General features: G+C 32.3%; 20 protein-coding genes and 1 pseudogene. 16 read left to right on the top strand and 5 right to left on the bottom strand.

Annotation, left to right across the window (positions count from 1 at the left end; translation table 11 throughout):
• Positions 1–215: 215 nt before the first annotated feature.
• Complete coding sequence (locus ACJDT4_RS20920; RefSeq protein WP_406789543.1) at positions 216–479, top strand: zinc ribbon domain-containing protein; 264 nt, start codon at positions 216–218, stop codon at positions 477–479.
• A gap of 97 nt (positions 480–576) precedes the next feature.
• Positions 577–1,143, top strand: a complete 567-nt coding sequence (locus ACJDT4_RS20915) for a DUF4256 domain-containing protein (RefSeq protein ID WP_406789542.1) — start codon at positions 577–579, stop codon at positions 1,141–1,143.
• Between the two features lie 174 nt (positions 1,144–1,317).
• Here the strand turns inward: ACJDT4_RS20915 and ACJDT4_RS20910 are convergent, their stop codons facing one another.
• Positions 1,318–2,484, bottom strand: a complete 1,167-nt coding sequence (locus tag ACJDT4_RS20910; RefSeq protein WP_406789541.1) for an epoxide hydrolase family protein — start codon at positions 2,482–2,484, stop codon at positions 1,318–1,320.
• Positions 2,485–2,630: 146 nt separating this feature from the next.
• Between ACJDT4_RS20910 and ACJDT4_RS20905 the strand changes: the two genes are divergently transcribed.
• The 3 genes from ACJDT4_RS20905 (at position 2,631) to ACJDT4_RS20895 (ending at position 6,374) form a co-directional block, all read left to right on the top strand.
• Positions 2,631–3,485: a helix-turn-helix domain-containing protein gene (locus ACJDT4_RS20905; RefSeq protein WP_406789540.1), complete on the top strand. Its 855-nt coding sequence runs from the start codon at positions 2,631–2,633 to the stop codon at positions 3,483–3,485.
• A 221-nt stretch (positions 3,486–3,706) separates the two neighbouring features.
• Positions 3,707–4,576, top strand: coding sequence for a prolyl oligopeptidase family serine peptidase (locus tag ACJDT4_RS20900; RefSeq protein WP_406789539.1), 870 nt, complete (start codon positions 3,707–3,709; stop codon positions 4,574–4,576).
• A gap of 313 nt (positions 4,577–4,889) precedes the next feature.
• Positions 4,890–6,374: an amino acid permease gene (locus tag ACJDT4_RS20895; RefSeq protein WP_406789600.1), complete on the top strand. Its 1,485-nt coding sequence runs from the start codon at positions 4,890–4,892 to the stop codon at positions 6,372–6,374.
• An 831-nt stretch (positions 6,375–7,205) separates the two neighbouring features.
• Here the strand turns inward: ACJDT4_RS20895 and ACJDT4_RS20890 are convergent.
• Positions 7,206–7,421, bottom strand: coding sequence for a DUF896 domain-containing protein (locus tag ACJDT4_RS20890; protein ID WP_406789538.1), 216 nt, complete (start codon positions 7,419–7,421; stop codon positions 7,206–7,208).
• A 105-nt stretch (positions 7,422–7,526) separates the two neighbouring features.
• Complete coding sequence (locus ACJDT4_RS20885; RefSeq protein WP_406789536.1) at positions 7,527–9,089, bottom strand: M56 family metallopeptidase; 1,563 nt, start codon at positions 9,087–9,089, stop codon at positions 7,527–7,529.
• 351 nt (positions 9,090–9,440) lie between these two features.
• On the opposite strand from ACJDT4_RS20885, the gene ACJDT4_RS20880 reads away from it, so the two are divergent.
• From ACJDT4_RS20880 to ACJDT4_RS20860, 5 genes are all read left to right on the top strand, one after another.
• Positions 9,441–10,037, top strand: a complete 597-nt coding sequence (locus ACJDT4_RS20880) for a DJ-1/PfpI family protein (RefSeq protein WP_406789535.1) — start codon at positions 9,441–9,443, stop codon at positions 10,035–10,037.
• 52 nt (positions 10,038–10,089) lie between these two features.
• Positions 10,090–10,269 carry a hypothetical protein gene (locus ACJDT4_RS20875; RefSeq protein WP_406789534.1) on the top strand — a complete coding sequence of 60 codons (180 nt, stop codon included), beginning with the start codon at positions 10,090–10,092 and terminating at the stop codon, positions 10,267–10,269.
• A 180-nt stretch (positions 10,270–10,449) separates the two neighbouring features.
• Positions 10,450–10,956 (top strand): GNAT family N-acetyltransferase, encoded by a 507-nt coding sequence (locus ACJDT4_RS20870; protein WP_406789533.1) that lies wholly within the window; start codon positions 10,450–10,452, stop codon positions 10,954–10,956.
• 35 nt (positions 10,957–10,991) lie between these two features.
• Positions 10,992–11,732 (top strand): Type 1 glutamine amidotransferase-like domain-containing protein, encoded by a 741-nt coding sequence (locus ACJDT4_RS20865; RefSeq protein WP_406789532.1) that lies wholly within the window; start codon positions 10,992–10,994, stop codon positions 11,730–11,732.
• Positions 11,733–11,782: 50 nt separating this feature from the next.
• Positions 11,783–12,301 carry a methyltransferase family protein gene (locus ACJDT4_RS20860; protein ID WP_406789531.1) on the top strand — a complete coding sequence of 173 codons (519 nt, stop codon included), beginning with the start codon at positions 11,783–11,785 and terminating at the stop codon, positions 12,299–12,301.
• Positions 12,302–12,325: 24 nt separating this feature from the next.
• Here the strand turns inward: ACJDT4_RS20860 and ACJDT4_RS20855 are convergent, their stop codons facing one another.
• Positions 12,326–12,640, bottom strand: coding sequence for a DUF3795 domain-containing protein (locus ACJDT4_RS20855; protein WP_406789530.1), 315 nt, complete (start codon positions 12,638–12,640; stop codon positions 12,326–12,328).
• Positions 12,641–12,909: 269 nt separating this feature from the next.
• Between ACJDT4_RS20855 and ACJDT4_RS20850 the strand changes: the two genes are divergently transcribed.
• The 4 genes from ACJDT4_RS20850 to ACJDT4_RS20835 are packed head-to-tail and all read left to right on the top strand — an operon-like array spanning position 12,910 to position 20,188.
• Entirely contained in the window at positions 12,910–14,253 is a 1,344-nt protein-coding gene (locus tag ACJDT4_RS20850) for a sugar-binding protein (RefSeq protein ID WP_406789529.1), read from the top strand.
• Between the two features lie 22 nt (positions 14,254–14,275).
• Positions 14,276–15,316, top strand: coding sequence for a metallophosphoesterase family protein (locus tag ACJDT4_RS20845; protein WP_406789528.1), 1,041 nt, complete (start codon positions 14,276–14,278; stop codon positions 15,314–15,316).
• 15 nt (positions 15,317–15,331) lie between these two features.
• Positions 15,332–16,300, top strand: a complete 969-nt coding sequence (locus ACJDT4_RS20840; protein WP_406789527.1) for an immunoglobulin-like domain-containing protein — start codon at positions 15,332–15,334, stop codon at positions 16,298–16,300.
• Between the two features lie 30 nt (positions 16,301–16,330).
• Positions 16,331–20,188: an Ig-like domain-containing protein gene (locus tag ACJDT4_RS20835; RefSeq protein ID WP_406789526.1), complete on the top strand. Its 3,858-nt coding sequence runs from the start codon at positions 16,331–16,333 to the stop codon at positions 20,186–20,188.
• Between the two features lie 107 nt (positions 20,189–20,295).
• Here ACJDT4_RS20835 and ACJDT4_RS20830 read toward each other — a convergent pair whose 3' ends face one another.
• Complete coding sequence (locus ACJDT4_RS20830; RefSeq protein WP_406789525.1) at positions 20,296–20,805, bottom strand: NUDIX hydrolase; 510 nt, start codon at positions 20,803–20,805, stop codon at positions 20,296–20,298.
• 521 nt (positions 20,806–21,326) lie between these two features.
• Here ACJDT4_RS20830 and ACJDT4_RS20825 point away from each other — a divergent pair.
• Positions 21,327–21,521: pseudogene (locus tag ACJDT4_RS20825) on the top strand (lecithin retinol acyltransferase family protein); the annotation flags it as partial.
• A gap of 275 nt (positions 21,522–21,796) precedes the next feature.
• Positions 21,797–23,092 carry an XRE family transcriptional regulator gene (locus tag ACJDT4_RS20820; protein WP_406789524.1) on the top strand — a complete coding sequence of 432 codons (1,296 nt, stop codon included), beginning with the start codon at positions 21,797–21,799 and terminating at the stop codon, positions 23,090–23,092.
• The last annotated feature ends 565 nt before the right edge of the window (positions 23,093–23,657 follow it).

The following is a 23,657-nucleotide window of genomic DNA, read 5'->3' as shown; positions in this document are numbered from 1 at the left end:
TCACTGTGCTCTGTACTCTGTCAGTTGTGCTCTAAGTCAAACCATAATTTAATAGCATAAATTTGGTATTGTGAATTTAAATCTTTCATGTTGTTTATCTATATTTAAGGGTTGCTTGTTTAAATTTTTAGTAAATGTTAAATATAATGTAGATCGATGAATAATGTTGAAAATGCTGCACTACATATATATACTATACTAAAGGAGTGATAAAAATGGCGGAAGTAACAATGTGTCAAAGTTGTGGTTTACCGTTTAATAAAGAACATGCACATTTCATAGCAACAGAGCCAGATGGAAGTAAAAGCATTTATTGCACAAATTGCTATAAAGAAGGAAAGTTTATTGACCCCAATATATCTATGGAAGAAATGATTGAGCTAATTGTGCCTGTTTTGGGAAAAGCAATAGGCGAAGAAGAAGCAAGAAAAGAAATGACAGCGTTACTACCAACTCTTAAGCGGTGGAAAAAAGCATAATTTACGTAAACCTTAATATACAAATTTAATGGACGATGGTATGTGAGGATACTCCTTTGAAACCTTTATTCGAATTATTTTATAAGGAGAGTTAATTATGGAAAATGAAAAAAGAGAGCTATCACTAGAAAAACGTGAAGTATTACTCAAAACATTGCAAGCCCGTTTTGAGAAAAACATAATCCGCCATAAAGGTCTTGAATGGGATAAAGTAAAAGCAAGGCTGGAAGCTAACACTGAAAAGCTGTGGTCCCTTAATGAAATGGAAGTAACTGGTGGTGAGCCAGATGTTGTGGGTTATGACGAAACGACAGGTGAGTACGTTTTTTATGATTGTTCAACGGAAAGTCCTAAAGGCCGCAGAAGTGTTTGTTACGACAATGAAGCGCTGGAGTCAAGGAAAGCAAATAAGCCGAAAAATAGTGCTGCTCATATGGCGGCTGCTATGGGAATTGAGCTTTTAACAGAAGAACAATACAGGGAGCTTCAAAAACTTGGAAGTTTTGATATGAAAACATCCAGCTGGCTTAAAACACCTTCTGAGATTAGAAAACTTGGAGGTGCCATCTTTGCAGATTTTCGCTATGGCAATGTTTTTGTGTATCATAGTGGTGCCGAATCTTACTATGGTGTAAGGGGATTTCGTGGTTCAATCTGGGTATAAATTTTGAAAGGGAACTAGTCATTAAAGAGCGAATTAGTTCGTCATAAGGTATGCAATATACAATTATAAATGTTGGTAAAGCCTTGAAAAGTAAAACAAAAATTGTGGATTTCAAAGGTTATGCCTCATTTTCACTAATGAAATCCACAAATATATTAGTTTATCAAAAGAAGGTTAAATATTGCTTTTTGTTCTAGTTCTATAGGGTCTGAAGAATGTACGGATTTCTTCTGCTAGAAGTTCAGGTTCTTCCATGGCAGTAAAATGTCCACCCCTAGGCATTGTAGTAAAGCGCTTTATATTAAGATTACGTTCAGCCCATTCCTTGGGTGGCAACAATATATCAGCAGGGAAAAGAGCCATACCTGTAGGTACTTCTATATGTCCCATTGGTGGCAAAGAATGCATGTTTTCATAATATATACGCGCTGATGATCCTATTGTATTTGTAACCCAATAAATCATTATATTAGTAAGCAATTCATCCCTGCTAAACTTTTGCTGCAGCTCACCATTACAATCGCTCCATGCATAAAACTTTTCAATAATCCAAGCAGCCAAACCTACTGGTGAGTCTGAAAGTCCATATGCAAGAGTTTGTGGTTTTGAGGATTGAATAGACATATAACCTCCTTCATTGGAAACCCATTCAATGGCACTTTTTTTGTATTGTAATTCGTCTTCTGAAAGTTTTGTATTGTCCTGTGAAGTCATGAGCTCTCTTATAATACCAATATCTGTTAGGTGAATTCCAATTAAAAGTTCTGGGTGCTTTAGTGCCAGATATCTTGTAACACCGGAACCAACATCACCGCCCGCAGCAGCAAATTTATTATAGCCAAGTTTTTCAGTCATTAGTTTTGCCCAAATTTCAGAAATGCGGTAGTTGTTGACGCCACTATATTTAGGGCTGCTGGAAAAGCCGAATCCGGGCAATGAAGGGACAATTACATCAAAAGAATCTTCAGGCTTGCCTCTGTGATTAGCGGGATCAGTAAGAAGAGGAATAATCTTTTGGTAGCGTATGTAACTGTCAGGCCATCCATGAGTAAGTATAATCGGTATAGGATTAGGCCCCTTACCTCGCTCGTGTATGAAGTGAATATCTATTCCGTCAACATTGCAGCGGAATTGAGAAAAACGGTTTAACTCTTTCTCTTGTGAGCGCCAATCGAATTTTTCTTTCCAATAAGAAATGAGGGACTTCAAATAGTTTATTTCAGTTCCTCTTTCAAAGCCTAAGCCTTCTAATTCATCAGGCCAGCGAACATGCTCCAGCTTGTATTTTAAATCATCAAGTATTTCATCAGAAACTTTAATATGGAAGCGTTCAATGCACATAATGATTCTCCTTTCGTATAAATTATGGGAAATATATTGAGCATAACTTTTGTTCAGTTATAGATAATAGTTTAGCATTAATAAATTATGATACAATGTTATAAATGAAGCTTTTAACTATACTATTTGTTAATGGAGGGCTTTTTATGCCACAAATGGATCGCCACAAGAACAGGAAGGTATATATTGAATTTGTTGCAAATGAAGGTTTTGTAAATTTGCCTTATAATGAACGTTTTACTATAACCTTTATTACAAGTGGAAGTATAAATTTAAGCTTGAATGATCAGCAAAGAAAGGTTGTGGCTCCAAGTATTCTTTGTTTATCTATGGAGGATAAGCTGCAAGTTTTTGAAAAACACAATGTATCTGCACAATCATTTTCTTTTCACCTTGATTTTTTTAATACCGCTCATTTTTCTGAAGCACAGGGGTATCTGTCAACCAGTTTGAAAATAGAAATGGGTCTTTCACTTTTTAAAAAAGATAATATTCATACTAATGTGTATACTGTAAATGAGAAGGTTTATCCAAAATTATATGAGTGGTTCTTTGTTATGGGAACAGAAGTATATGAGCAGAGTGATTCTCTTTGGGTGTGTAGAATAAAAAAGTATTTGATACAAATATTAGGGTTACTTGAAGAGCTAAGTATTCATAATGAAGAAACACCTGTTAATTTGGTTTTGGAATATATACATACAAATTATTCTGATAAAATAAGTTTAGAAGATTTAACAAGATGTGCTCACTTGAATCGCGTGTCCCTAAATAAATTATTCCAGAGCTTGTATGGATGTACAGCAATGGGATACTTATTGTCATATCGTTTAAAAGTTGCAGAGAGTCTTTTAACACATACAGGTATGAGTTTAAATGAAATTGCATATGCTGTTGGCTTTGAATATGATACATATTTTATTAAACAATTTACAGCTAAAAGAGGTATGACTCCAACTGAATTTCGAAATAGTTCACGAGAGTTTGGAAAGTGCCAATAATAAAATTCTGGATCATTTGAAACTTATGTATATAGATTTGTTGTTGAGTTATGATTACCTAATGTTGGAACAACAATTTGGAGTGCAGTATTTTTAGTTATTTTCTTTCATTACAATTAAAAAAGCTTGTATGTTAATAAAAGAAGAGGTATTATATTTCTTACCTGGGAGAATATTAAAATGTAAAATAAGGTAGGCGGACTTAAAAGGAGGGGATTAATATGGAATATAAAAAGATTATAACAATTAAAAGCAATCCATCGCTGGAAGGTATGGCACTTATGGTTCCAGATGTAGTGTATTCTAATGCACATGGAGTTGAATTAAAAATGCAGATTTTTAGACCATGGTCAGATGATACTGCAAAAGAAAAACCTAAATATCCACTGATTGTTTTTGTACAGGGAAGTGCGTGGAAATTTCCAGATGTTTATTATGAAATACCTCAATTGGCTCAGTTTGCAAGGGAAGGCTATGTGGTAGCTACTTTAACACATAGAAATAGTGTGGAAGGCCATCCATTCCCTGCATTTTTACAGGATATTAAGACGGGTATCAGATTTTTAAGGAAACATGCATCGGATTACCTAATAGATCCAGAAAGAGTTGGAATATGGGGAACTTCATCTGGCGGCAATACTGCATTACTTGTAGGCTTGACAGGGAATGAGGATCGTTATAAAACAGAAGAATATGCGGAGTATTCAGATAGCGTTAAAATGGTAGTTGACTGCTTTGGACCTGCTGATTTTACTAGTGTGTTAAAAAATTTAGAATATATGGATGATGAGTCTAAGAAAATTTTTGAAAGCCTTAGAGGAGAAGACACAAAAGAAAATATTGAAAGACTCATGGACATTAATCCGGTAAATCACATAGAAGAGGGAAAGGAATATCCTCCATTTCTTATTCTTCATGGAAATAAGGATACTGATGTTGAATTTTCTCAAAGCGAATTAATGTTTCACAAATTATCTGATGCGGGTTATGATGCAACTCTTGTATGTGTTGATGGAGCACCACATGAAGGGTCATTCTGGAGCAGAGAGGTTTTGGATGTAATAAATAAATTTATTCTTAAAAATCTGTAAGAATTGCTTTGTAATATATAACAGACTTGTAATTTATTACTGGTCTGTTTTTTTAGTACAAAGTAATTTCTATTTGATTAAAAAATTGAATATACTTAAATATATTAAAAGTTGTTGAAATAGAAAGTGAAATTTTGCATTATTTATGGTATAATACTTTGGTATCTTATTGCTGTAACACTTTAACGAGTTAATATAGTAAAACGCTTTGCTAGCATATAGGATATGAAAATTAAGAAAATATAATCTTAGCGTAGCCGCTAAAGAATTGATTTTTTAATATACTTGAGCAGAAGAGGTGGCAATTTTAATGATGGGGAAGTTAGATAAAAAAGAGCAAGTAGGGGAATTACAAAGAAATTTAAAAACAAGACATATGAATATGATTGCTATAGGAGGTTCAATTGGAACAGGACTATTTTTTACTAGTGGTAACACAATTAGCGCTGCCGGACCAGGTGGAGCAATTGCGGCATACGCCATTATGGGTATTCTTGTATATTTTTTAATGACCTCCCTTGGAGAAATGGCAACAATGATACCAAGCTCCGGTTCTTTTGAAACTTATGCATCAAAATTTGTTGATCCAGCATTAGGCTTTGCACTAGGATGGAATTATTGGTTTAACTGGGCAATTACTGTTGCAGCAGAGTTAGTTGCAGCTGGATTTGTTGTTAAGTTTTGGTTACCTAATACGGGAACAACCATTTGGAGTGTAGGATTTTTAGCTATTTTATTTGGTTTGAATTTATTATCTGCAAAAGCATATGGTGAAGGAGAATATTGGTTTGCAAGCATAAAGGTCGTAACAATTATTATCTTTCTTATTGTTGGTGTGCTTATGATATTTGGAATTATGGGAGGACATTCGGTAGGCTTTAGCAATTGGGTACTTAAGGACGGAAAAGGCAATTCTGCACCCTTTGTAGGTGGCGGAGTTGCAATATTAATGAGCTTTTTAACAGCAGGTTTTTCCTTTGCTGGTACAGAAGTAGTTGGACTAGCTGCCGGTGAATCCGAAAATCCAGAAAAAGATGTGCCAAAAGCAATAAATTCAGTTTTTTGGAGAATACTTATTTTTTATATTGGTGCAATTATTGTTATTGGTTTTATTATCCCTTTTACTAATCCTAATTTACTTAAAAATGGGGTATCAGAAGTAGCATACAGTCCGTTTACTATTGTATTTAAAAGATCTGGTATTGCTGCTGCAGCTTCAATAATGAATGCAGTTATATTAACCTCTGTTCTTTCTTGTGGTAATTCAGGACTTTACGCAGGCTCTCGTATGTTGTATGCTATGGCTAAACAGGGAAAAGCCCCTAAAATGCTTGGAAAGATAAACAAAAGAGGGGTTCCTATAAATGCACTTATTTTTACATCAGTTATTGCATCAACAGCTTTTTTTGCATCGCTTATAGGAGACGGTAAGATATATTCTATTCTTTACAACTTATCGGGAATAACAACCTTTATAACATGGCTTGGAATAGCGATTTGTCATTATAGATTCAGAAAAGCTTATGTTGCTCAAGGCAGGAAACTTGAAGCTTTAAAGTATAAAGCCTTGTGGTATCCTTTTGGTCCTATACTTGCAATGATACTTTGCACTGTGGTCTTATTTGGTTCTAATATATGGATATTTCAAGCTAAAACCTTCAGCTTTTTTGACTTTATAACCAACTATGGAAGTATTCCTTTGTTTTTATGTTTTTATTTTGTGTACAAGAAAATGCATAATACAAAGATAGTTTCTCTAATGGAATGCGACTTTGAAAATGCAGAAAAAAGTATATAGATGGTGTGAAAGATTGGAATTTGAAAGAAAGAGTATAGAGTAGAGAGCAGAGAGTAGAGTGAAGGATGATTTTTCTCTGCTATGCTTCGAAAAATCTAAAACTTATTGCGCACAAGGCGCTTAAAATATAGTGCTTGGCGTAGCTGACACTATTAAGTTCTAAGATTTACCTGAGAGAAGCAAAAGGCAAATCCACATTCACTCTACTCCTTACTCTCTACTCTTCTTCAAATTCCAGTTTATAGGAATAAATTTGGTATTAGTAATTTAAAGCTTCCAGCTTGTTCATCTATAATATAGATTCGAGTAAAGTTCATTAAATTATTTTTTGTAATAAAATGAGCTACAAAGATTCATGCCTAAAATTCCGCAGGTACGGAGGAATTTTTTTCTTGCACCACTGTGGGTGCGAAGTAACAATGCTGAAGGAACGATTCACGGCATCTTCAAAAAAATAGCAAGTCCATCTAGTGGCTAATTTTGCGTAATATTTCGTCAACTGAACCCGCTAAGACTGCCTAGTATTAACGGAACCATTTTTCTCATATTACACAAAATTATCTCACAATATAGACTTGCTATTTTCTTTCAGATGCCTAAAAAGTCCTAATAAATCTTGGTTCAAAAATCATAAAATACTTAAATATTTCAATTTGTTTGAGCATTTTTTCAGCGAGTAAACATGCACGAGGTTTGGGCTAATATAAGATGACTAATACAAGTTAAAGAAGGATAATGGGATTACATCCTAAACCCCGTATATGATCGTTATCCTTCTATACCTCAAGCAAGCACTCGCTTAGAATCGCCACTGAGATTTATAGGACTTTTTTAACGCGACGAAGCATCGTTACTTCGCAACTTTCTTCTGGTTCCATCTGGCTCGACAATTACTGTATTATCTAATGTAGCCTTAAGATTTGCTCTAAAACCTGCAATATATTCTTTTCTTAATTTATCTCTTTCAGCTAGTTCTTCCTCTGTAAGAGGGCCTGTCTTAGCTTTTTTTGCTAATTCGTTGATACGTTCAAGTGCGCTTTTCTCCATAACATTCATCCTCTCTAAGGTTTATCATATACTAATTTATTATATATGAAGCTCACATTAAATCAATACTTTTTGGACAAATAGATTTAAGTTTTTGGGTAATAGTTATTTATATAAACTTCCATCTTTTGCTATGGACAAATTATCTATGGCTCCTGATCCACCGTTCTTTTTCATTGATATACTGTATAAACGAACACTATAGTATTTTTTTCCGTTTTCAGTAAATGAGCGGAATACAGTAGCAGCTATATCACCATTAGCAAAATTGGCATATCCATCACCGCTTGGACCTTCTGAAACACTGGCTACTTTATTATTTGCTCCTAATTCGTGATTTATAGCTGTAATTGTTGCGTCCTCAGGTGTATAGTTATCCTCTTCATTAGAACTGGCAACTGTACTTTGGTTATTTGAGGCAGCTGGTTTAGTATCAGCACTACTTTGTGAGGAGACATTTACATTTTTTTTCTGAGTTTTTTGTACTGCACTTGTATTAGAAGTTTTATTTTCAGCATAAGAATTACCGCTGGTTACTGCCAAGTCGGTACTGCTTTTTTTGTTACTGTCAGTTTTTGAAGGAACACCTTTGTTTGAAACATTTGTAGTAATTTTAGGTTTTGAGTTTGCAGTCTTAATGCTTTTTATATTTGTGCTTTTAGCATTAGTTAAAACACTACCACCTATAACACATGCAGCTATTACACCAGCTAATGTTCCAATTAATGTTCTTCTTTTAAATTTAGTAATCATAATAATCCTTTTTTTTATCTCAGACTTACTTACTATTGAAGCCTCCCAAGGCCTTATCTTAAAAGCTGAAACAAGTGAGGTTAAATTAATAATTGCATTACCATACTCTTTATGGGCATCGTCTTTTATATAGCTTAATACTTTGGCATCACAGGCTATTTCAGAATCTTGTCTTAGTCTTTTAAATGCAAAATACAATATTGGATTAAACCAATGGATAAGATTTAATACTGTGACTGTCCAGTTTATAAGAATATCTTTGCGTTTAAAATGTGCGAGTTCGTGAATAATTATGTATTTTATTTCTTCATTCGTTAATTTCTTCGTCATGTACTTTGGTATTAATATAACAGGAGAAATTAAACCAGTTATACATGGCGTACTTACGTTTTTGGATTCTTTTATCTGTATATTGCGGTTTATTTTCATTATTTTTTTACACTGTTTTAAGGTGTCGCAGATATCAACGTCTCTAAAGGGCCTTTCTAATTTAATTTTAGAACAAAATACTGTATATACAGTTAATAGATATACAGCACCAACAATTAGAACAATAATCCATGCTATGCTTAATATGTTCAAAATATTTTCATGGCCAGCTTGGATATAACTATTACTAATATTAAATTTTGCATAAGCAGTTGTAGTACTATTTATAGCTTGAGTACTATCCAAATTTGTAAGGTTTTTTGGAACATGCTTATAAATATTTACAGTGTTGTATATGCTAATTGGACTGCTTAAGGAATAAGGCAATAATAATCTAATAATAACAATAAACCATATATAATAGTGCCAAGCTGTACTGAGCTTATTTTTAAATAATAGCTTTATAAACCATATAATAATAGCTGCTGCTGATGCCATAGCGGACAGCTTAATCGTCTGAAGAAATAAAGAAAAAATCATATGCATATTTTATCAATTCCTTTACTTCATATTTTTGTTTTAATACTTCCTCTTTGCTTACAAATGTAATACATATTAAAAGACTACACTTGCGGAAGAAATTTGTCAATAGTTGAAGCAGTTTATCTAAAGGCGGTTGTGAAAAACATAGGTATTCTTTTTTACGAGCCGCTCATGAGGCTTCATGCACGGTATAGTAAAATTTATAGAATACCTTTTTTCACAACCTCCTATAGTGAAACTATTAATTGGAGAAGTATGTATTTTATATGCGAATTAATTAAATAAAGTAAAAATTAGAAGTGAAAATATGCAATTTATATTATAATGAAAATAGATTATATGAGGAGGGTTATTATGAAAACATTACTTTTTTTAGCAAAAGGCTTTGAAACAATGGAGTTTAGTGTTTTTGTTGACGTCATGGGATGGGCAAGAAATGATTATGGATATGATGTTGAGGTTGTTACCTGTGGCTTTCAAAAGCAAGTTATAAGTACCTTTAATATTCCTGTGTTAGTTGAAAAAACAATTGATGAAATTGATGTAAATGACTATGATGCATTGGCAATTCCGGGTGGATTTGAAGAATATGGTTTTTATGAAGAAGCCTATGATGAAAAATTTTTAAAGCTTATTCGTGAATTTGACAAGCAGGGTAAAATAATTGCAACTATATGTGTAGCTGCACTTTCTGTTGGTAAAAGCGGAGTATTAAAGGGAAGGAGAGCCACAACATATCATTTAAAGGGTGCATATCGTCAAAAACAGCTTAAAGAATTTGGTGTAAATGTAGTAAATGAACCCATTGTTGTAGATAAAAATATTATTACCTCTTACTGCCCAGAGACTGCACCGGGAGTGGCATTTAAGCTTTTGGAAAAATTGACTTCTACGGAGCAAATGGAAATTGTTAAAAGAGATATGGGTTTTGACGAAGAGTACAGAAATTAGTTATTAGTTTAAAGCCACAAACTTGTTTATATACAGAAAGTAGGTTATTTTAATGATACTTTTGAATAATATTAATAAGAATCTAAAGGAAAAATTAAATAGATTACTAAGCGATTGTAAAAGATTTGATATTACCATAGAAAGTATACTGGACGAAGAATATAATAATATAAAAATTTTTGTAGATAACCTTAGTTCTTCCACAATAATTGAAATTATTCAAGTTTATTAGCTCAAAAATTGGGATATGACTATATTGATGAGTATAGTATATATTATAGATAAACAAGCTTAAATATTTAAATTGCTAATACCAAATTTATCTTGGTAAACAAGACCTTGACTTAGAGTACAGAGTACTCTGTGTTCTTTGATAAATTAATTTGATAATGTTTTGAAAGGTGACTTGAAAATGATCATTAGAAAGGTAAATGATTGTGACATAGAATTGATTGCTAATTTATATATTAAAAATTGGAAGAAAACATATATAGGGATGCTGCCAAATAAATTTTTGAATAGTTTAAAGGTTAGCTATGGAATACAAAAGTGGCAGGAATATCCTAGAAAAGAACGGCATATGATTTTTGTTGCATATGAGGACGAAAAATTTCTTGGTTTTTCTGCCTGCAAAGAAGATGATGAAATAAATCATTGCTTATATTTAGATTCTTTACATGTATCTGAAGATTTAAGAGGAAAAGGCATTGGCACCAAATTACTTAACACGGTAGGTAATTATGCTTATAAAGAGGGATATAAATGTATGAGCATTTGCATTGTAAAAGGAAATTCAAATGCTAAGGGTTTATATGAAAAACTTGGTGCAAAGCATTATAAAGATTTTATTGATTACTTTGGCAGCACTAAATCCAATTCAGAAAAACTTATTTGGGATAATTTAATTTCTTTCAGGTAAATTTAAAAATAATTATTAAGGCGGGTGATTTATATATGAAGTTATTTTTAACAAGTAATATTGGTGGGATACAGGAGGAGAAAGGAAGGAGAGTTCCATGTGCACTGGATTCTTCAAATCATTTTACAAAGCTTCTTCAAAAATATTGGAAAGCAAATTCAAAAATTCTCATTATAAGCTCTGATCCAGAGAATGAAGAAATCAATGATAAATTTAAAGCATTATATGAAGCAGCTTTTAAAATAAGTGGATTTTCATTATCTCAAATTGATGTTTGCGATAGGAGAAATGAAAACAAATTTGCGGATATGTTATATGATTATGATGTATTAATACTTGCAGGTGGACATGTACCTACAGAAAACAATTTTTTTGTTAGACTTCGTTTGAAGGAACTAATTAAAAGTTATGATGGTATTGCCATCGGCATAAGCGCTGGAAGTATGAACTCCTCAGATGTTGTCTATGCACAACCTGAACTAGATAGTGAAGCAGTCGATCCAGAATATAAAAGATATCTGAAGGGATTAAATTTAACGAATATAAGTATTTTACCACATTTTCAGCGCGTAAAAGATTTATCAATAGGTGGACTTCGCGTTTTAGAAGACATTTCTTTACCAGACAGCAAAGTAAGACCCTTTTATGCATTAGTAGATGGTTCTTATATTTTTGTAGAAAATAATAAAACTACATTGTATGGTGAAGCATATTTACTTAAGGATGGGACTATTGAGAAGGTATGTGAGAAGGATAAAAAGATGTTACTTGACTAGAGAGATAATTTGAAGCATGGGTGTCGCACTAAATGAGAAGGTGGGATAAAATGAATGCATTTTTCACTGTGATACCAATTATACTTATTAGGTATGGGCTTTTGAGCATATTAAGCAAAGAAGCACTTAAACGTGCAAGCTTATTTGCCCCGGTAATGGGGAAAGAAAAAGTAGCATATTGGGTTTATCAGATTTCAACCGTTCTTATGCTGCTATATTTGTTATTGCTTAAAATTAGGGTAGACTCTGATTGGTTTTACATAGGTATAATAATATATAGTTTAGGAATTATTTTATATGTAGTATCTATGATAAATTATTCTAAGCCTAAAATAAATGGAATAAATTTAAATGGATTATATCGAGTATCCCGTAATCCTATGTACATTGCATATTTTATTTATTTCTTAGGGTGTGTATTTCTAACTCAATCATGGATATTGCTTGTGCTATTAATATGTTTCCAAATATCTGCACATTGGATTATTCTTTCAGAAGAAAGATGGTGCATTAAGAAATTTGGAGAAGAATATATAAAATATATGAATAGAGTAAGACGCTATATTTAAAAAGAGTGATTAAGCTTTGCTTTTTCACTCTTTATCTATCTTTAGCGTTCTTAATTTTAAATAAGTTTCCTTACCCTTTGCCCAATTTTTTAAATTTATTAGTCTTTCGCCATTATCCCCATGTTCTTTATTGTTGAAAGCAGCTTGCAGTTTATTGCATGGTAGATTTGGACAATGTCCACAATGATTATATTCATTATTAATTGAACATTTAGCAATTGAGCACTCTCCCCAAAATGGTTTGCCTTGACAGGCTTGACAACCAGGACAGCTTGTTTTTTCCTTCCATTCGCATACCCCACAATATGTACCGCACATTCCAATCATTTGCTTATCCATACACTTCATCCCCCTATGCTTAACTATAAATTTATGGTTTAAGTATAACATTAATTTAAACATAATGTATGTTTTTGCATAAAAAGAATAAAAAATACAAAGGTAACCTTAATTTAAAACAAAATTAACAATTAAGGAATAATATTGTAAGAGTAGACTTGGACATAAATGGTAAATTATCATTAGTTGTGCATTGAACTTATGGGGGTGTTGTGGATTTCAAAAAATAAAAATAGTAGTTTTTCAAACTTTGTGGAAAGGGGAAAATTATGATGAAAATAAATAAGCTATTTATACAAGCTTTGATCATTGTATCCTGCATTATCATAGGAACGAGTAACGTACATGCAGATACTGCAGTGCAAGAGGATAAACAGGGTACACAGATAACTTCTTATAAGACAAGCCTATCACCTACTATTGACGGGGATTTAAGCGATGCCATATGGCAAAACAGACCTTTTACTCCCTTAGCAAATAGATATAAAAACGATGGAGAGAGCTTAAAAGCAGATTTCAAAACTGCTTGGGATGACAAGTATTTTTATGTAGCAGCAAATATGAAGGAAAAAAACATAAAAGATGGAGGAACCATATGGTCCACAGATGAAGTAAGTATTTTCATAGATGCAAATAACAGCAAAACTCAAAGCTACAAGGTTCCCTATGATGTGCAAATAGGAGTAGGCTATGGAAGTACAGAACCTGTATTTGCTTTTGGTGGAGGAGCTTCTGGAAGAGATGCTTCTAAGATTCAAAGAGCCTGCAAAAAGACAGCTGATGGATGGTCTTTAGAGGTAGCTATACCTTTTGAAACTTTAGGGGTTGATCCTAATAAACAGCAAGTAATGGGTTTTGACATAGCTGCAGATACTAACGATGGAACTACAAAATTTTGGAGTAATACAGAAACTACAGATTCCTGGAGATATACTTCAGGCTTCGGCACTTTAATACTTTCACCAAGCACCCTTCAAGATAAAAAGGTAAGCGTATCTGGAATAACCTTAGATAATAATAATTTAAGTTTATATAAAGGACAAACTGTAACCATCACGCCTACTATCCTGCCACTTAGTGCAAGCGATAAATCAGTTATATGGACCTCCAGTGATAATAATGTTGTAGCTGTAACAGACGGAAACGCACCAGAATCCTCTATGAATGACATATCAAATAACTCAGCAATATTGACGGCTAAAAATTCTGGTACTGCAACTATTACAGCTGCTACTGAGGATGGAAGCAAAACTGCTGTATGTACGGTAACAGTTTTAGATGGAAATGGAACTGATGCTAATGATGATGTGAAAATCGATGTAACAAATGAAAAAAATGTTGCTTTAGGACAAAATGCGTTAGTCTCTGTTTCAGCTCAAAACAATAGCTATAATATTAAAAATGCTACTTTAGTAGTGGCTCTGTATGACAGTCAAAATAAAATGATAGATATAGAAACCTCTAGTGATTCTATAGATCCAGAAGGTACGTCTTATTTAGCTGCAAGCGTTAATATACCTTCTACGGGAAAATATACGCTTAAGTATTTTGTATGTGATGATTTGGAAAATTTGACTCCGCTTAATACTGCGGTAGTTAGAACTATTCAATAAGTAAAGGATGGAGGTAAAAAATATGAAAGGCTGCAAATTAAAAAAGAAAGTACAAGCTTTAATCTGCATGGCTGGTATTTGTGGTGTTGTATTAAATACTGGACTTAGTGTACATGCAGCGGATAACACTTCAGATTCAAGATTAAGAATGTCTTTTGCTGTAATGAGCGATGTTCATAATGATGACGTAAAATTTGATAAAGCTTTAAAGGATATTCACAACAATATAGATCCTAATTATAGTGCTCTTGTGTTAAATGGAGATATAGCAGATGAAGGAAAGCAAAGTGAATACAATAATATTAATATGGTGCTAAAGAATGATGCAGGGATTATTCCTAAAACCGTGATAAAAAATATAGGGAATCATGAGTTTTATGATTATAGTAAAGGTGAAAATACAGAAGATGATTCAAATCAATTTTTGGCCTTAAGCTTAAATTTTGAAGGTCAAGTACATCCCTATCACGATACCTGGGTAAACGGATATCATTTCATAAGTCTTGGCTCTGAAAAAACTTATACGAAAGATATGAGAGATGACTGCCAAGCATACTTATCTGATGCACAGCTTAATTGGTTTAAGAATGCCCTTACAAAAAATTATAGAAAGGGTAAGCCTATCTTTGTGTTTATACATCAGCCTTTAGATCATTCCTTTTTTACAACCTATGATGATTGCACGCAGGCTATTCAGCAGGATGCTGAGGTTAAAGCAATTTTAGCTAATTATCCAGAAATAATACTTTTCTCAGGTCACACTCACTATTATCTTAATGACAAAGATCCAAATAAAAAGAACTTTCTTCCACATCTGCCAGGTGTAGATAAGGGATTTGCAATGGTGGACAGCAGCTCTGTGCATAGACCAGTAAATTATGGTAATAGCGGAGCACCTTATACACCAGATAAGGAAAAGGATGTGATTGGGTTAAGTCAAGGATTATTTGTACAAGTATACAATGACAAGGTTGTTATAAAAGGAAGAGAGTTTTCCAACAGTACCTGGATAGATGGCGCTAATTTTGTTGTTAACTATGACAATCAGTATTTAAATCAGTAATATGGAGGGGTGTATATGAATAAGAAAGGCTTCACTTTTGCATTTTTAGTTTTTGCATTTATGCTTGTGGGATTTTGTTCTAGAAGAGTTTATGCAGCAGACGCAAATTCATCAATAGATATTTTAGAAAAGGCTAAAGATCAAATTGAGTTTAAAAATCTTGATAATTTAGAGGAAAATTTAAATCTTCCAAGTATGCTGACTGTTGATGGAAAAAATGTTTATGTGTCATGGAAATCAGACAAGGAAAATGTTATTTCAAGCAGCAGCGGATATGTTAATAGGCAAAATATAAATGAGCTTGTTACCTTAACAGCTACTTTAAAATGTGATTCCTATGAAGATACAAAAACCTTTAAGGCAATAGTTCCGGCTGAGGAAAGCAAAGCAAATTTATTAGACCTTAAGGTTGTAGATGTTAACACCATAAAGCTTACCTTTGATGATGTGCCTTCTCAAGACAAAGAAGACTATGTTGTAAGGTTTTACGGCTTGGATGAGGATAAGATTATTCCCGTAAATGCTGTAAAGGTAGATGGCTTCACGGCAACCTTATCTGTAGATTTATCAAAACTTGCAGGAGAGCTTGTAGTGAATGATTTACCTGTCAGCGATTTAATTAACTTTAAAGATGTTGCTCCCAGTTCTTCAGGCATAAAATTAACTCTTGTTAGCAGTTCAAATCTGGAACTTGGTAAGATTGCAGATATTACTGTTCATGCTCAAAACAATGCAAGGTCTGCAGAGGAGGTACCTATTTGTATAGCCTTATTTAATGCCGATAATAACAGCATTGTAAAATACACTTATTTGTCTAAAACAGTAGGGGCAGGAGACAGCTGCAAGTTTAGCGGAAAGATTAAAATTCCTGAGACCGGCAATTATTATTTAAAATATTTTATGATAGACAATTTGGACAATATGAAGCAGCTAGAGCCCTCTGATGCTATAACAATAGAAAAAATAGTTCATATAAAAAATTAAATGAAAAATATATGAAGGAGGAATATATTTATGCAGAATAAATTGTTTTATAAAGCTGCAGCAGCTGCATTAGTAGTGCTCATGAGTCTTTCAATATGCGTACCTAAAGTACAGGCTAAAGTTCCGTCTAATTCCGTAACTAAAGTACAGGCTAAAGTTCCGTCTAATTCCGTAACTAAAGTACAAGCTAATTATGCACCTAAGGTTCACACTAATAATTATACTAAAAGTGATAAGTCGAATATTTTAGCAAACCATAATGAAGGCAATGCAGCTGCTTCTTCAATTAAATTAGCAGGTACACCATCTATAGCAGTATCTAAAAGCCAGGTTACAGCTAATGATGCCTCAGAGACAATAACTATTACAAATGGAAGTACTCATAAAGATGCTTGGGTTGGACTTTATGAAGAGGATCAAACACCGGGTGAAGTTGGATCTATGTGGTATTGGTACTTACAAGATTCTACTAATGAGGAAAAATATTTAGACATTCAAAATGGAAATGGAACAGCTAATATAGATTTAAATTCAAATCCAAGTAAAAAGGTTCAAGCGGGAAAAACCTATAAGCTAGTATTATTTAAAGATGACAAAAATGATTATGTAAGTGAGGCTTCTGTAACCTTTGAAGTAGTTGATAAGGTAACGCCTAAAATCAACCTTTCAAAGACTACCAATATTAATACAGGAGAAACAATTACTATGGAAGCCTCTTGTTTGGAGGTTAATAGCAGCTCCTGGGTAGGCATATATAATCAGTCAGATGCAGTGGATGCTAGTATCGTTCCGATTTGGAAGGAAAACTTGAGTGATTTAAGTGGTACAGGACTTAATTCAAATGGTGATGGTAATTTCAACTTGGATCTCAGCAAAGTAAGCAATTTAAAAGCAAATTCTAAATATAAAATAGTGTTGTTTAAAGATGCGGCGACTGTTGAAGCTGAAGAAAACTTTGATACTGATTTAGATTTATCAAAGACTACAGCAATTACATTATCAGAGAGTAAAGTTACAATGAATGACAAACTTAATATTACTTTTCAAAATGGAAAGTCAGATGCGTATTTAGGTCTTTATTCAAGCAGTGATAAGCCTTCTGAAGGTAACTCAAAGCTTCCAAAAATAAAATTAAGTGATATAGTTCCTTCAGGCAGCGGAACGTATTCAATAGATTTAAGTACCTTCAAGTCCAGCGGAATTGATTTGGCACAAGGAAGCTATAATATAATTGTGTATGAGGTTATAAATGGTACTTACACCATTGAAGGCTCGGCAAGCGTTAACGTAATTTCTTCTCCAACTATAAAGGTCTCAAAAAGTGTAGTTGAAGCTGGGGATCCAACGGAGGATATAACTATTGAAAATGGAAGTACTGAGCCTGATGCCTGGGTTGGACTTTATGAAGAGAATCAAGTGCCGGGCACTGTAGGTTCTATGTACTATTGGTATTTAAGAGATGCAAGCTCTGGGGCAAGGTATTTAAATATACAAAATGGTAATGGTAAAGCTACTATAAATTTAAACTCAAATGCAGATAAAAAAATTCAACCTGGAAAAACTTATAAGTTAGTTTTATTTGATGATGATAAGAATGATTATGTAAGTCATGCCAGTGTATCTTTTCAGGTTGTAGATAAAATAGGGCCAAGTATTACCCTTTCTAAATCAACGGGAGTGGGCTTACAAGAAGCTGTAAATGCACAAATTAAATTTGCAAGTGTAGATTCAAATGCCTGGGTTGGGGTATTTAACCAAAGTGATGCAGCAGATGGAACTAAAGCTCCACTGTGGAAGGATACCTTGAGCAGCTTGACTAATGGAACTTTATTAAATGCAGATGGGTCTGGCAGTTTTTCTCTTGATTTAAGTAAAATAAGTAATTTGCAGGTGAATTCTAGCTATAAATTAGTGCTTTTTAAAGATGGAGGAAACTCAAATGTTGTAGCTAGCACAAATTTTGATACAATGCTTCCCTCTATTAAATTAAACTCAGCTGATTATAATTTAGGAGACAAGGTTACAGTTAATGTAGCAAATGCAAGCTTAAATAAAAATGCCTGGGTAGGAATTTATCATAAAGGAAAAGTTCCAGGACAGGATGAAGCTCCTATATGGTATGAAAGTTTGGCAGATCTTAACATTGTAAATGGAAGCGGAAGTTTTGCTTTAGATACTCTGCAGTGTAATTTGAAGGCCGGAGAAGCCTATTCCTTAGTTTTATTTAAGGATGGTGCTTTTAAAGTGGATTCCAGTGTAGATTTCAATATTGATGGAGGGCAGCTTTTAAGTAATGCAACTTTAACAGGAATAGAAGTGAACGGTAATATATTAAGTGACTTTGATAGCAGTACTAATGTATACAATATTAAACTTCCATATGGAACGACTCTAGTACCAACTATAGCTGCAATAGCTTCAGTAGTAGGAGCAAAGGTAGAAATTACAGAGGCACCTTCTGTTAATGGTACAGCTGTAATTAAAGTAACAGCCTTAGATGGAAAAACTACAAATTCATATACTGTAAATTTTAGCGTAGATACCAAAGTGCCAACTAATCTTAATGATGCAAATATAGTTAATGTAAGAGTAAGTACAGCAGCTAATAACAATGAGGTTACTGTATCAGGAAACATTAACACAGGTATTGGTAAAAATGTTATACTAAAATGCTTAGATCCATATGGCAATTTAGTAAATTTAGATGAAACTAGTAGTTTAAGTAATGGCAGTTTTACTTTTGATTTTACCACCGATGATGTGCAAATTGGTAATTACACTCTAATGATTGGTGGAGATGGGGTACAAAAGCCATGTCAGCAGGTTTTTTATTTTATAGCTCCATGGACACCAACACCAACTCCAGCTCCGGTACCACCACCAGGAGAAACAAGACAGGTACCTGTTGTGCTTGGAAATGGGGGATTGCAAAATACAGCAGTACAAGTTAACGTTACAAGAAGCACAGATGTAGATGGAAAGAATAAGGATACTTTAGAATTCAGTGAAGATAATGCGAGTGTAACAGTACAAAAGGCTTTAGAAACCAACACAAATGCAGCAGCAATTGATATTACAGATATACCAGGAAATAATGCAGATAAAATTGAAATAAATATTCCAAAGGAGTCAACGAAGCTGCTTGGTGATAATAATATTTCTTTAGAGGCCGATACAGAAAAGGCAAAGGTAGAATTGCCAAAGGAAACATTAGCAGCTCTTGAAGGTCAAGATGCACAAATTCAAATTAATGAAGTAGAAGATAGCAGCCAGGTTTCACAAAACAATCAGACGGTTCTTAAATTGGCAGCAGGCTCTACAATAATAAGTGCACCTATTGAAATTAAAGCTAATTATTCAGGTTTAACAAAAATAACAATTCCATTTAAAGCAGGAGAGCTGCCTTCAAAGGATAAGCTGGACAAATTCCTTTCATCTTTAGCTGTAGTAATAGAGCACAGTGATGGAGAAAATGTAGTTGATAAGGGAACTATAGTTTATGATGAAAAAGGAAATCCAATAGGAATCTCAATATGGGTGGACAAGTTCAGTAACTTTACTACTGTAGAACTTCCAGAAGATTATTTTGATGGAAAGACTACATACATCCCATATAAGGTGGCACCGGATAAAGTATGGAGTATTAAATTTTCAAAAGAAGCAGATAAAGCAACAATAACATCTGAAAATGTATATGTCCTTGATTCAAAAGGAAATAAAGTTGACATAAATATAAGTTATGACTCAAGTAATTTGCTAAAAATTGCCCCGGTAAATAAATACACTGCAGGAGAGACATATTCTTTATATATTAGTAAAAAAGTTACTTCTAAAGATGGAAAAGCGTTAGTAAATGCTTTGAAATATAATTTTACAATAACAGAATAAAATTATATAGTGAAAAAATGAAGGAAAGTTTTCAATTACTGATTTTAGAGGATGACATTTTTTAAGGGAAGCCCTGTGACTTCTCTTAATTTGCCACTTGCAAAAAATTATAATAACAGATTAAGATACTTGGATAAGCATTTAAAGTATTCATCACTGTATCTATAAAAACTTTTTTCTTTAATCATTTGCTGCAATTCTGTTTTAGTAACCCACTTTATATCCTTTACTTCTTCCTTCTGCAATTTTATATCCTTCAAATCAACATCTTGTTTTAAAACATAAATATCACAAAACTCGTTACTGCTCTTACGTTTATATCTTGTAGGGCCTTTTAGGTTGTCAGGATTAATGCAAATACCTATTTCCTCTTTTAGTTCTCTAATAGAAGCCTGCATACTTGTTTCTCCCGATATTACTTTACCACCGTGCACAGCCCACATATCTGGTGCAAATGTACGGTTGCTCTGACGCTGCTGTATTAAAATCTTATTATGGCTGTTTATAATCCATACATGTACACTCAAATGGAATTCGTTTTCTTCTAATTTATCACCTTTCTTAACTATTTTGCCTGTTGGATTCCCAAACTTATTAAGCACATCCCAAAACTCCATGTAAAATCCTCCATTCCTCGCTATATAAATTAACAATCAAGTTTATTAGTATGTAAAATCTTATAATTGTAAAATAAATTATGGTTAATATATGCTGTAAGTATAACACTAATTTCAAGATAATGTATATATTTCGAACAATACTGGTTTTTGCTTAAAATAGGATGATTTTGATTACAGATACACCATGTTGATGACGAAAAAGTTGGATATATAGAGGTATTAGAAAATTGTAAACCTGACATTAAGATTAAAGTTAGGATATATAATAGCAGGAATGAGTGATAACAGTAGTCCACATTCAACTATAAATTATAGTGAAAAATTATACCATAGGATTTAGCATAATTCTATAATAAAAATAAAAGCTATTATTTAGTGATAAGTAGGGAAGAAATAATCAGTTTAGAATGAAATGTATCATAAATAATAAAATATTGAGGATCACCAGATGATGGAGGTGACCTTTTTTTTAATGCCAAAAATAAATTTAATGAAAAGTATATGTTGATAGTTACCCAAAAGTTAAATATACACCAGAGGAAATAATTAAAAAAGCTGAAAGTAAATTAGGTTCAGATTTTGGAGGGTATAATCTTATATTCAATAATTGTGAATACTTTGCTAATTGGTGTGTAACTGCTGTAAGGCAATCAAGTCAGAGCTTAAATGTAAATCCTAATGATGATAAAAGAGATATTGTTGAAAAGGAATAGATAATATATTTAATTCATTAATAAATTAGGGGATAAAATGTATAAAAAATTTAAGAGTGGGAGATTGTAAAGAAGCATATTAGAGAGGAGATACCAGTGAAACGAGTATATATGATGTTATTGAATCAATTTTAAAAATTGGTAAATTTATTGATAATATCTTTGATAAATAGGTATATTAAGCTTGGATTGTAAGTGAATATATTTACATAAAGGTATAAATTTGATATAATTGATAATAATGATAAAACATGTATAAGTTAGGAGCGCTTTGAATGGAAAAATGTATAGTAATATCGGACGGTGATAAGTTAAAAGCAATTAGGAAAAAGTATAATTTAAAACAAGATGAGATTTCGGGAAAAGATATAACCAGAAATTTAATAAGTGAAATTGAAACTAATAAAGCAAGTATAACTAAAAAAACAGCAGAAGTAATTATAAAAAACTTAACTGAATTAGCAAAGCAAAAGGATTTTAAAGTTACTGAAACAGTTGAGTATCTAATGGAAAATCAAGTTTTACAGGCGAATAAGGTTCTTGATGATTACATAGAAGAACTGAATACATTAGTAATATCTAAGGATGGAAGCTTTATAGAAACACTGAAAAAAGCAGAAGTTTTTTTAATTGATTGGGATATTAAAGATAAAAAATTAAAGATATATGAGTTGGCAGGAGATTATTTTTGTAATAATAATGAGATATATAAAAGTGTTGTATATTATGAAAAAGCATCAGCATTACTTAGTAGAATGTTTTTGGATAAAGAGCGGCTAATACTTTCAAGAAAGTTATCCATAGTTTATGGACGTATGGGGAACTATGAAAAAACTATTGAATGTTGTGAATTTGCATTAAGTTGTTTTCAAGATATGCCATTAAAAGATAAGGTTATTCTTAGATACAATAATGCTTTGGCGTATAAGCTTATTAATAATTTAGAATTGGCAATGAAAAATATTGATATATCAGAAAAATTAGTTGATAAAAATGATGCAATGTACATTAAGATTTTAAATAATAAAGGAAATTGTTTTTATGAGATGAAGCGTTATGAAGAAGCTATTGGTGTTTTTAATGAGATTTGGAGATTAATTGATAAAAATGAAAAGGATAAATGTTTGATTAATTTAATAAATATTGTTAATAGTTACTGGTATTCAGGAATGAAGGATAAATCAATTGAAAGTTTTAATGCTGTAATTAAAGAGCTGCCTAATTTGAATAATAGTGGTCTATGTGTAGCAAATATTTACTTTGAGATAGGTAAGATATACGCAAGGCTAGATAAATTTGATTTGACAGAAGAGTATTATTTAAAGGCATTAGATTTTTCTGAGAAACAAAAAAATTATGTTTTGGCAAATAATATATTAAGTCATTTAATAGAATTGTATACAATTACAAAAAATGGTGATAAAATGGATAATATAAAGGAAACAGCATTTAGGCTAGCTAATGTACAGTGTAAAGTTAACAATGACATTATGTATAAGCTTATAGTTTTTTATACTGAAAATAACAAAGCTATAGCAAATCAGGTTGCTAAATTTGCTTTGAATTTTTAAATAAGGGGGAAGTTGTATTATGTTAAAAAAGCATTATAAAAAAGCAATAGTAATATTATTTCTTGGTATATTTCTATATTCGGGATTTTTGTTTATGCATTCCAATATGAAAGGAAATTTATGCAATATTGACTATCCTTTTCAAGCACTTTATCAATAGCTTGTATTTACATTATAGAGTGAATATTAATTAGGATTTAAGGTATATGGTACAATCATTAAAAACTCTTATCTTATAAAAGGGATAGGAGTTTTTATTTTGCTTATGATTAAGATATAGAATAATTAAGCTTATACTTATAATATTAAGCAGATGATGAAACTTATAAAGATGATTAAAATCAAAGCAAAAGTTAAATAATAAGTTGAATTACACTTAAGAATTGTTGAAAAAGAATCTGAAAAATAATATAATTATAGTAATAAAGTATATAAATTGGAAATTTAGTTAATAAGTAAATGATTTAAATATCACGTACCTTAATTTTTATATAAAAGAATAGTATAATTAGGGAGGACGTAAATTTGTCTAGAATTCAAATTGACATTAGCAAGGTTAGAAGCT

The organism is Clostridium neuense, from assembly GCF_045310695.1.
GTDB classification, from domain to species: domain Bacteria; phylum Bacillota; class Clostridia; order Clostridiales; family Clostridiaceae; genus Clostridium_S; species Clostridium_S neuense.
This window is presented reverse-complemented; position numbering and strand designations above follow the sequence as displayed.

Coding starts and splice junctions, on each gene's coding strand:
- ACJDT4_RS20880 (WP_406789535.1), top strand. CDS start 9,441: ATGAAAACATTACTTTTTTTAGCAAAAGGCTTTGAAACAATGGAGTTT.
- ACJDT4_RS20860 (WP_406789531.1), top strand. CDS start 11,783: ATGAATGCATTTTTCACTGTGATACCAATTATACTTATTAGGTATGGG.
- ACJDT4_RS20890 (WP_406789538.1), bottom strand. CDS start 7,421: ATGGAGAAAAGCGCACTTGAACGTATCAACGAATTAGCAAAAAAAGCT.
- ACJDT4_RS20900 (WP_406789539.1), top strand. CDS start 3,707: ATGGAATATAAAAAGATTATAACAATTAAAAGCAATCCATCGCTGGAA.
- ACJDT4_RS20865 (WP_406789532.1), top strand. CDS start 10,992: ATGAAGTTATTTTTAACAAGTAATATTGGTGGGATACAGGAGGAGAAA.
- ACJDT4_RS20830 (WP_406789525.1), bottom strand. CDS start 20,805: ATGGAGTTTTGGGATGTGCTTAATAAGTTTGGGAATCCAACAGGCAAA.
- ACJDT4_RS20835 (WP_406789526.1), top strand. CDS start 16,331: ATGCAGAATAAATTGTTTTATAAAGCTGCAGCAGCTGCATTAGTAGTG.
- ACJDT4_RS20885 (WP_406789536.1), bottom strand. CDS start 9,089: ATGCATATGATTTTTTCTTTATTTCTTCAGACGATTAAGCTGTCCGCT.
- ACJDT4_RS20895 (WP_406789600.1), top strand. CDS start 4,890: ATGGGGAAGTTAGATAAAAAAGAGCAAGTAGGGGAATTACAAAGAAAT.
- ACJDT4_RS20915 (WP_406789542.1), top strand. CDS start 577: ATGGAAAATGAAAAAAGAGAGCTATCACTAGAAAAACGTGAAGTATTA.
- ACJDT4_RS20855 (WP_406789530.1), bottom strand. CDS start 12,640: ATGGATAAGCAAATGATTGGAATGTGCGGTACATATTGTGGGGTATGC.
- ACJDT4_RS20840 (WP_406789527.1), top strand. CDS start 15,332: ATGAATAAGAAAGGCTTCACTTTTGCATTTTTAGTTTTTGCATTTATG.
- ACJDT4_RS20850 (WP_406789529.1), top strand. CDS start 12,910: ATGATGAAAATAAATAAGCTATTTATACAAGCTTTGATCATTGTATCC.
- ACJDT4_RS20920 (WP_406789543.1), top strand. CDS start 216: ATGGCGGAAGTAACAATGTGTCAAAGTTGTGGTTTACCGTTTAATAAA.
- ACJDT4_RS20820 (WP_406789524.1), top strand. CDS start 21,797: ATGGAAAAATGTATAGTAATATCGGACGGTGATAAGTTAAAAGCAATT.
- ACJDT4_RS20845 (WP_406789528.1), top strand. CDS start 14,276: ATGAAAGGCTGCAAATTAAAAAAGAAAGTACAAGCTTTAATCTGCATG.
- ACJDT4_RS20905 (WP_406789540.1), top strand. CDS start 2,631: ATGCCACAAATGGATCGCCACAAGAACAGGAAGGTATATATTGAATTT.
- ACJDT4_RS20870 (WP_406789533.1), top strand. CDS start 10,450: ATGATCATTAGAAAGGTAAATGATTGTGACATAGAATTGATTGCTAAT.
- ACJDT4_RS20910 (WP_406789541.1), bottom strand. CDS start 2,484: ATGTGCATTGAACGCTTCCATATTAAAGTTTCTGATGAAATACTTGAT.
- ACJDT4_RS20875 (WP_406789534.1), top strand. CDS start 10,090: ATGATACTTTTGAATAATATTAATAAGAATCTAAAGGAAAAATTAAAT.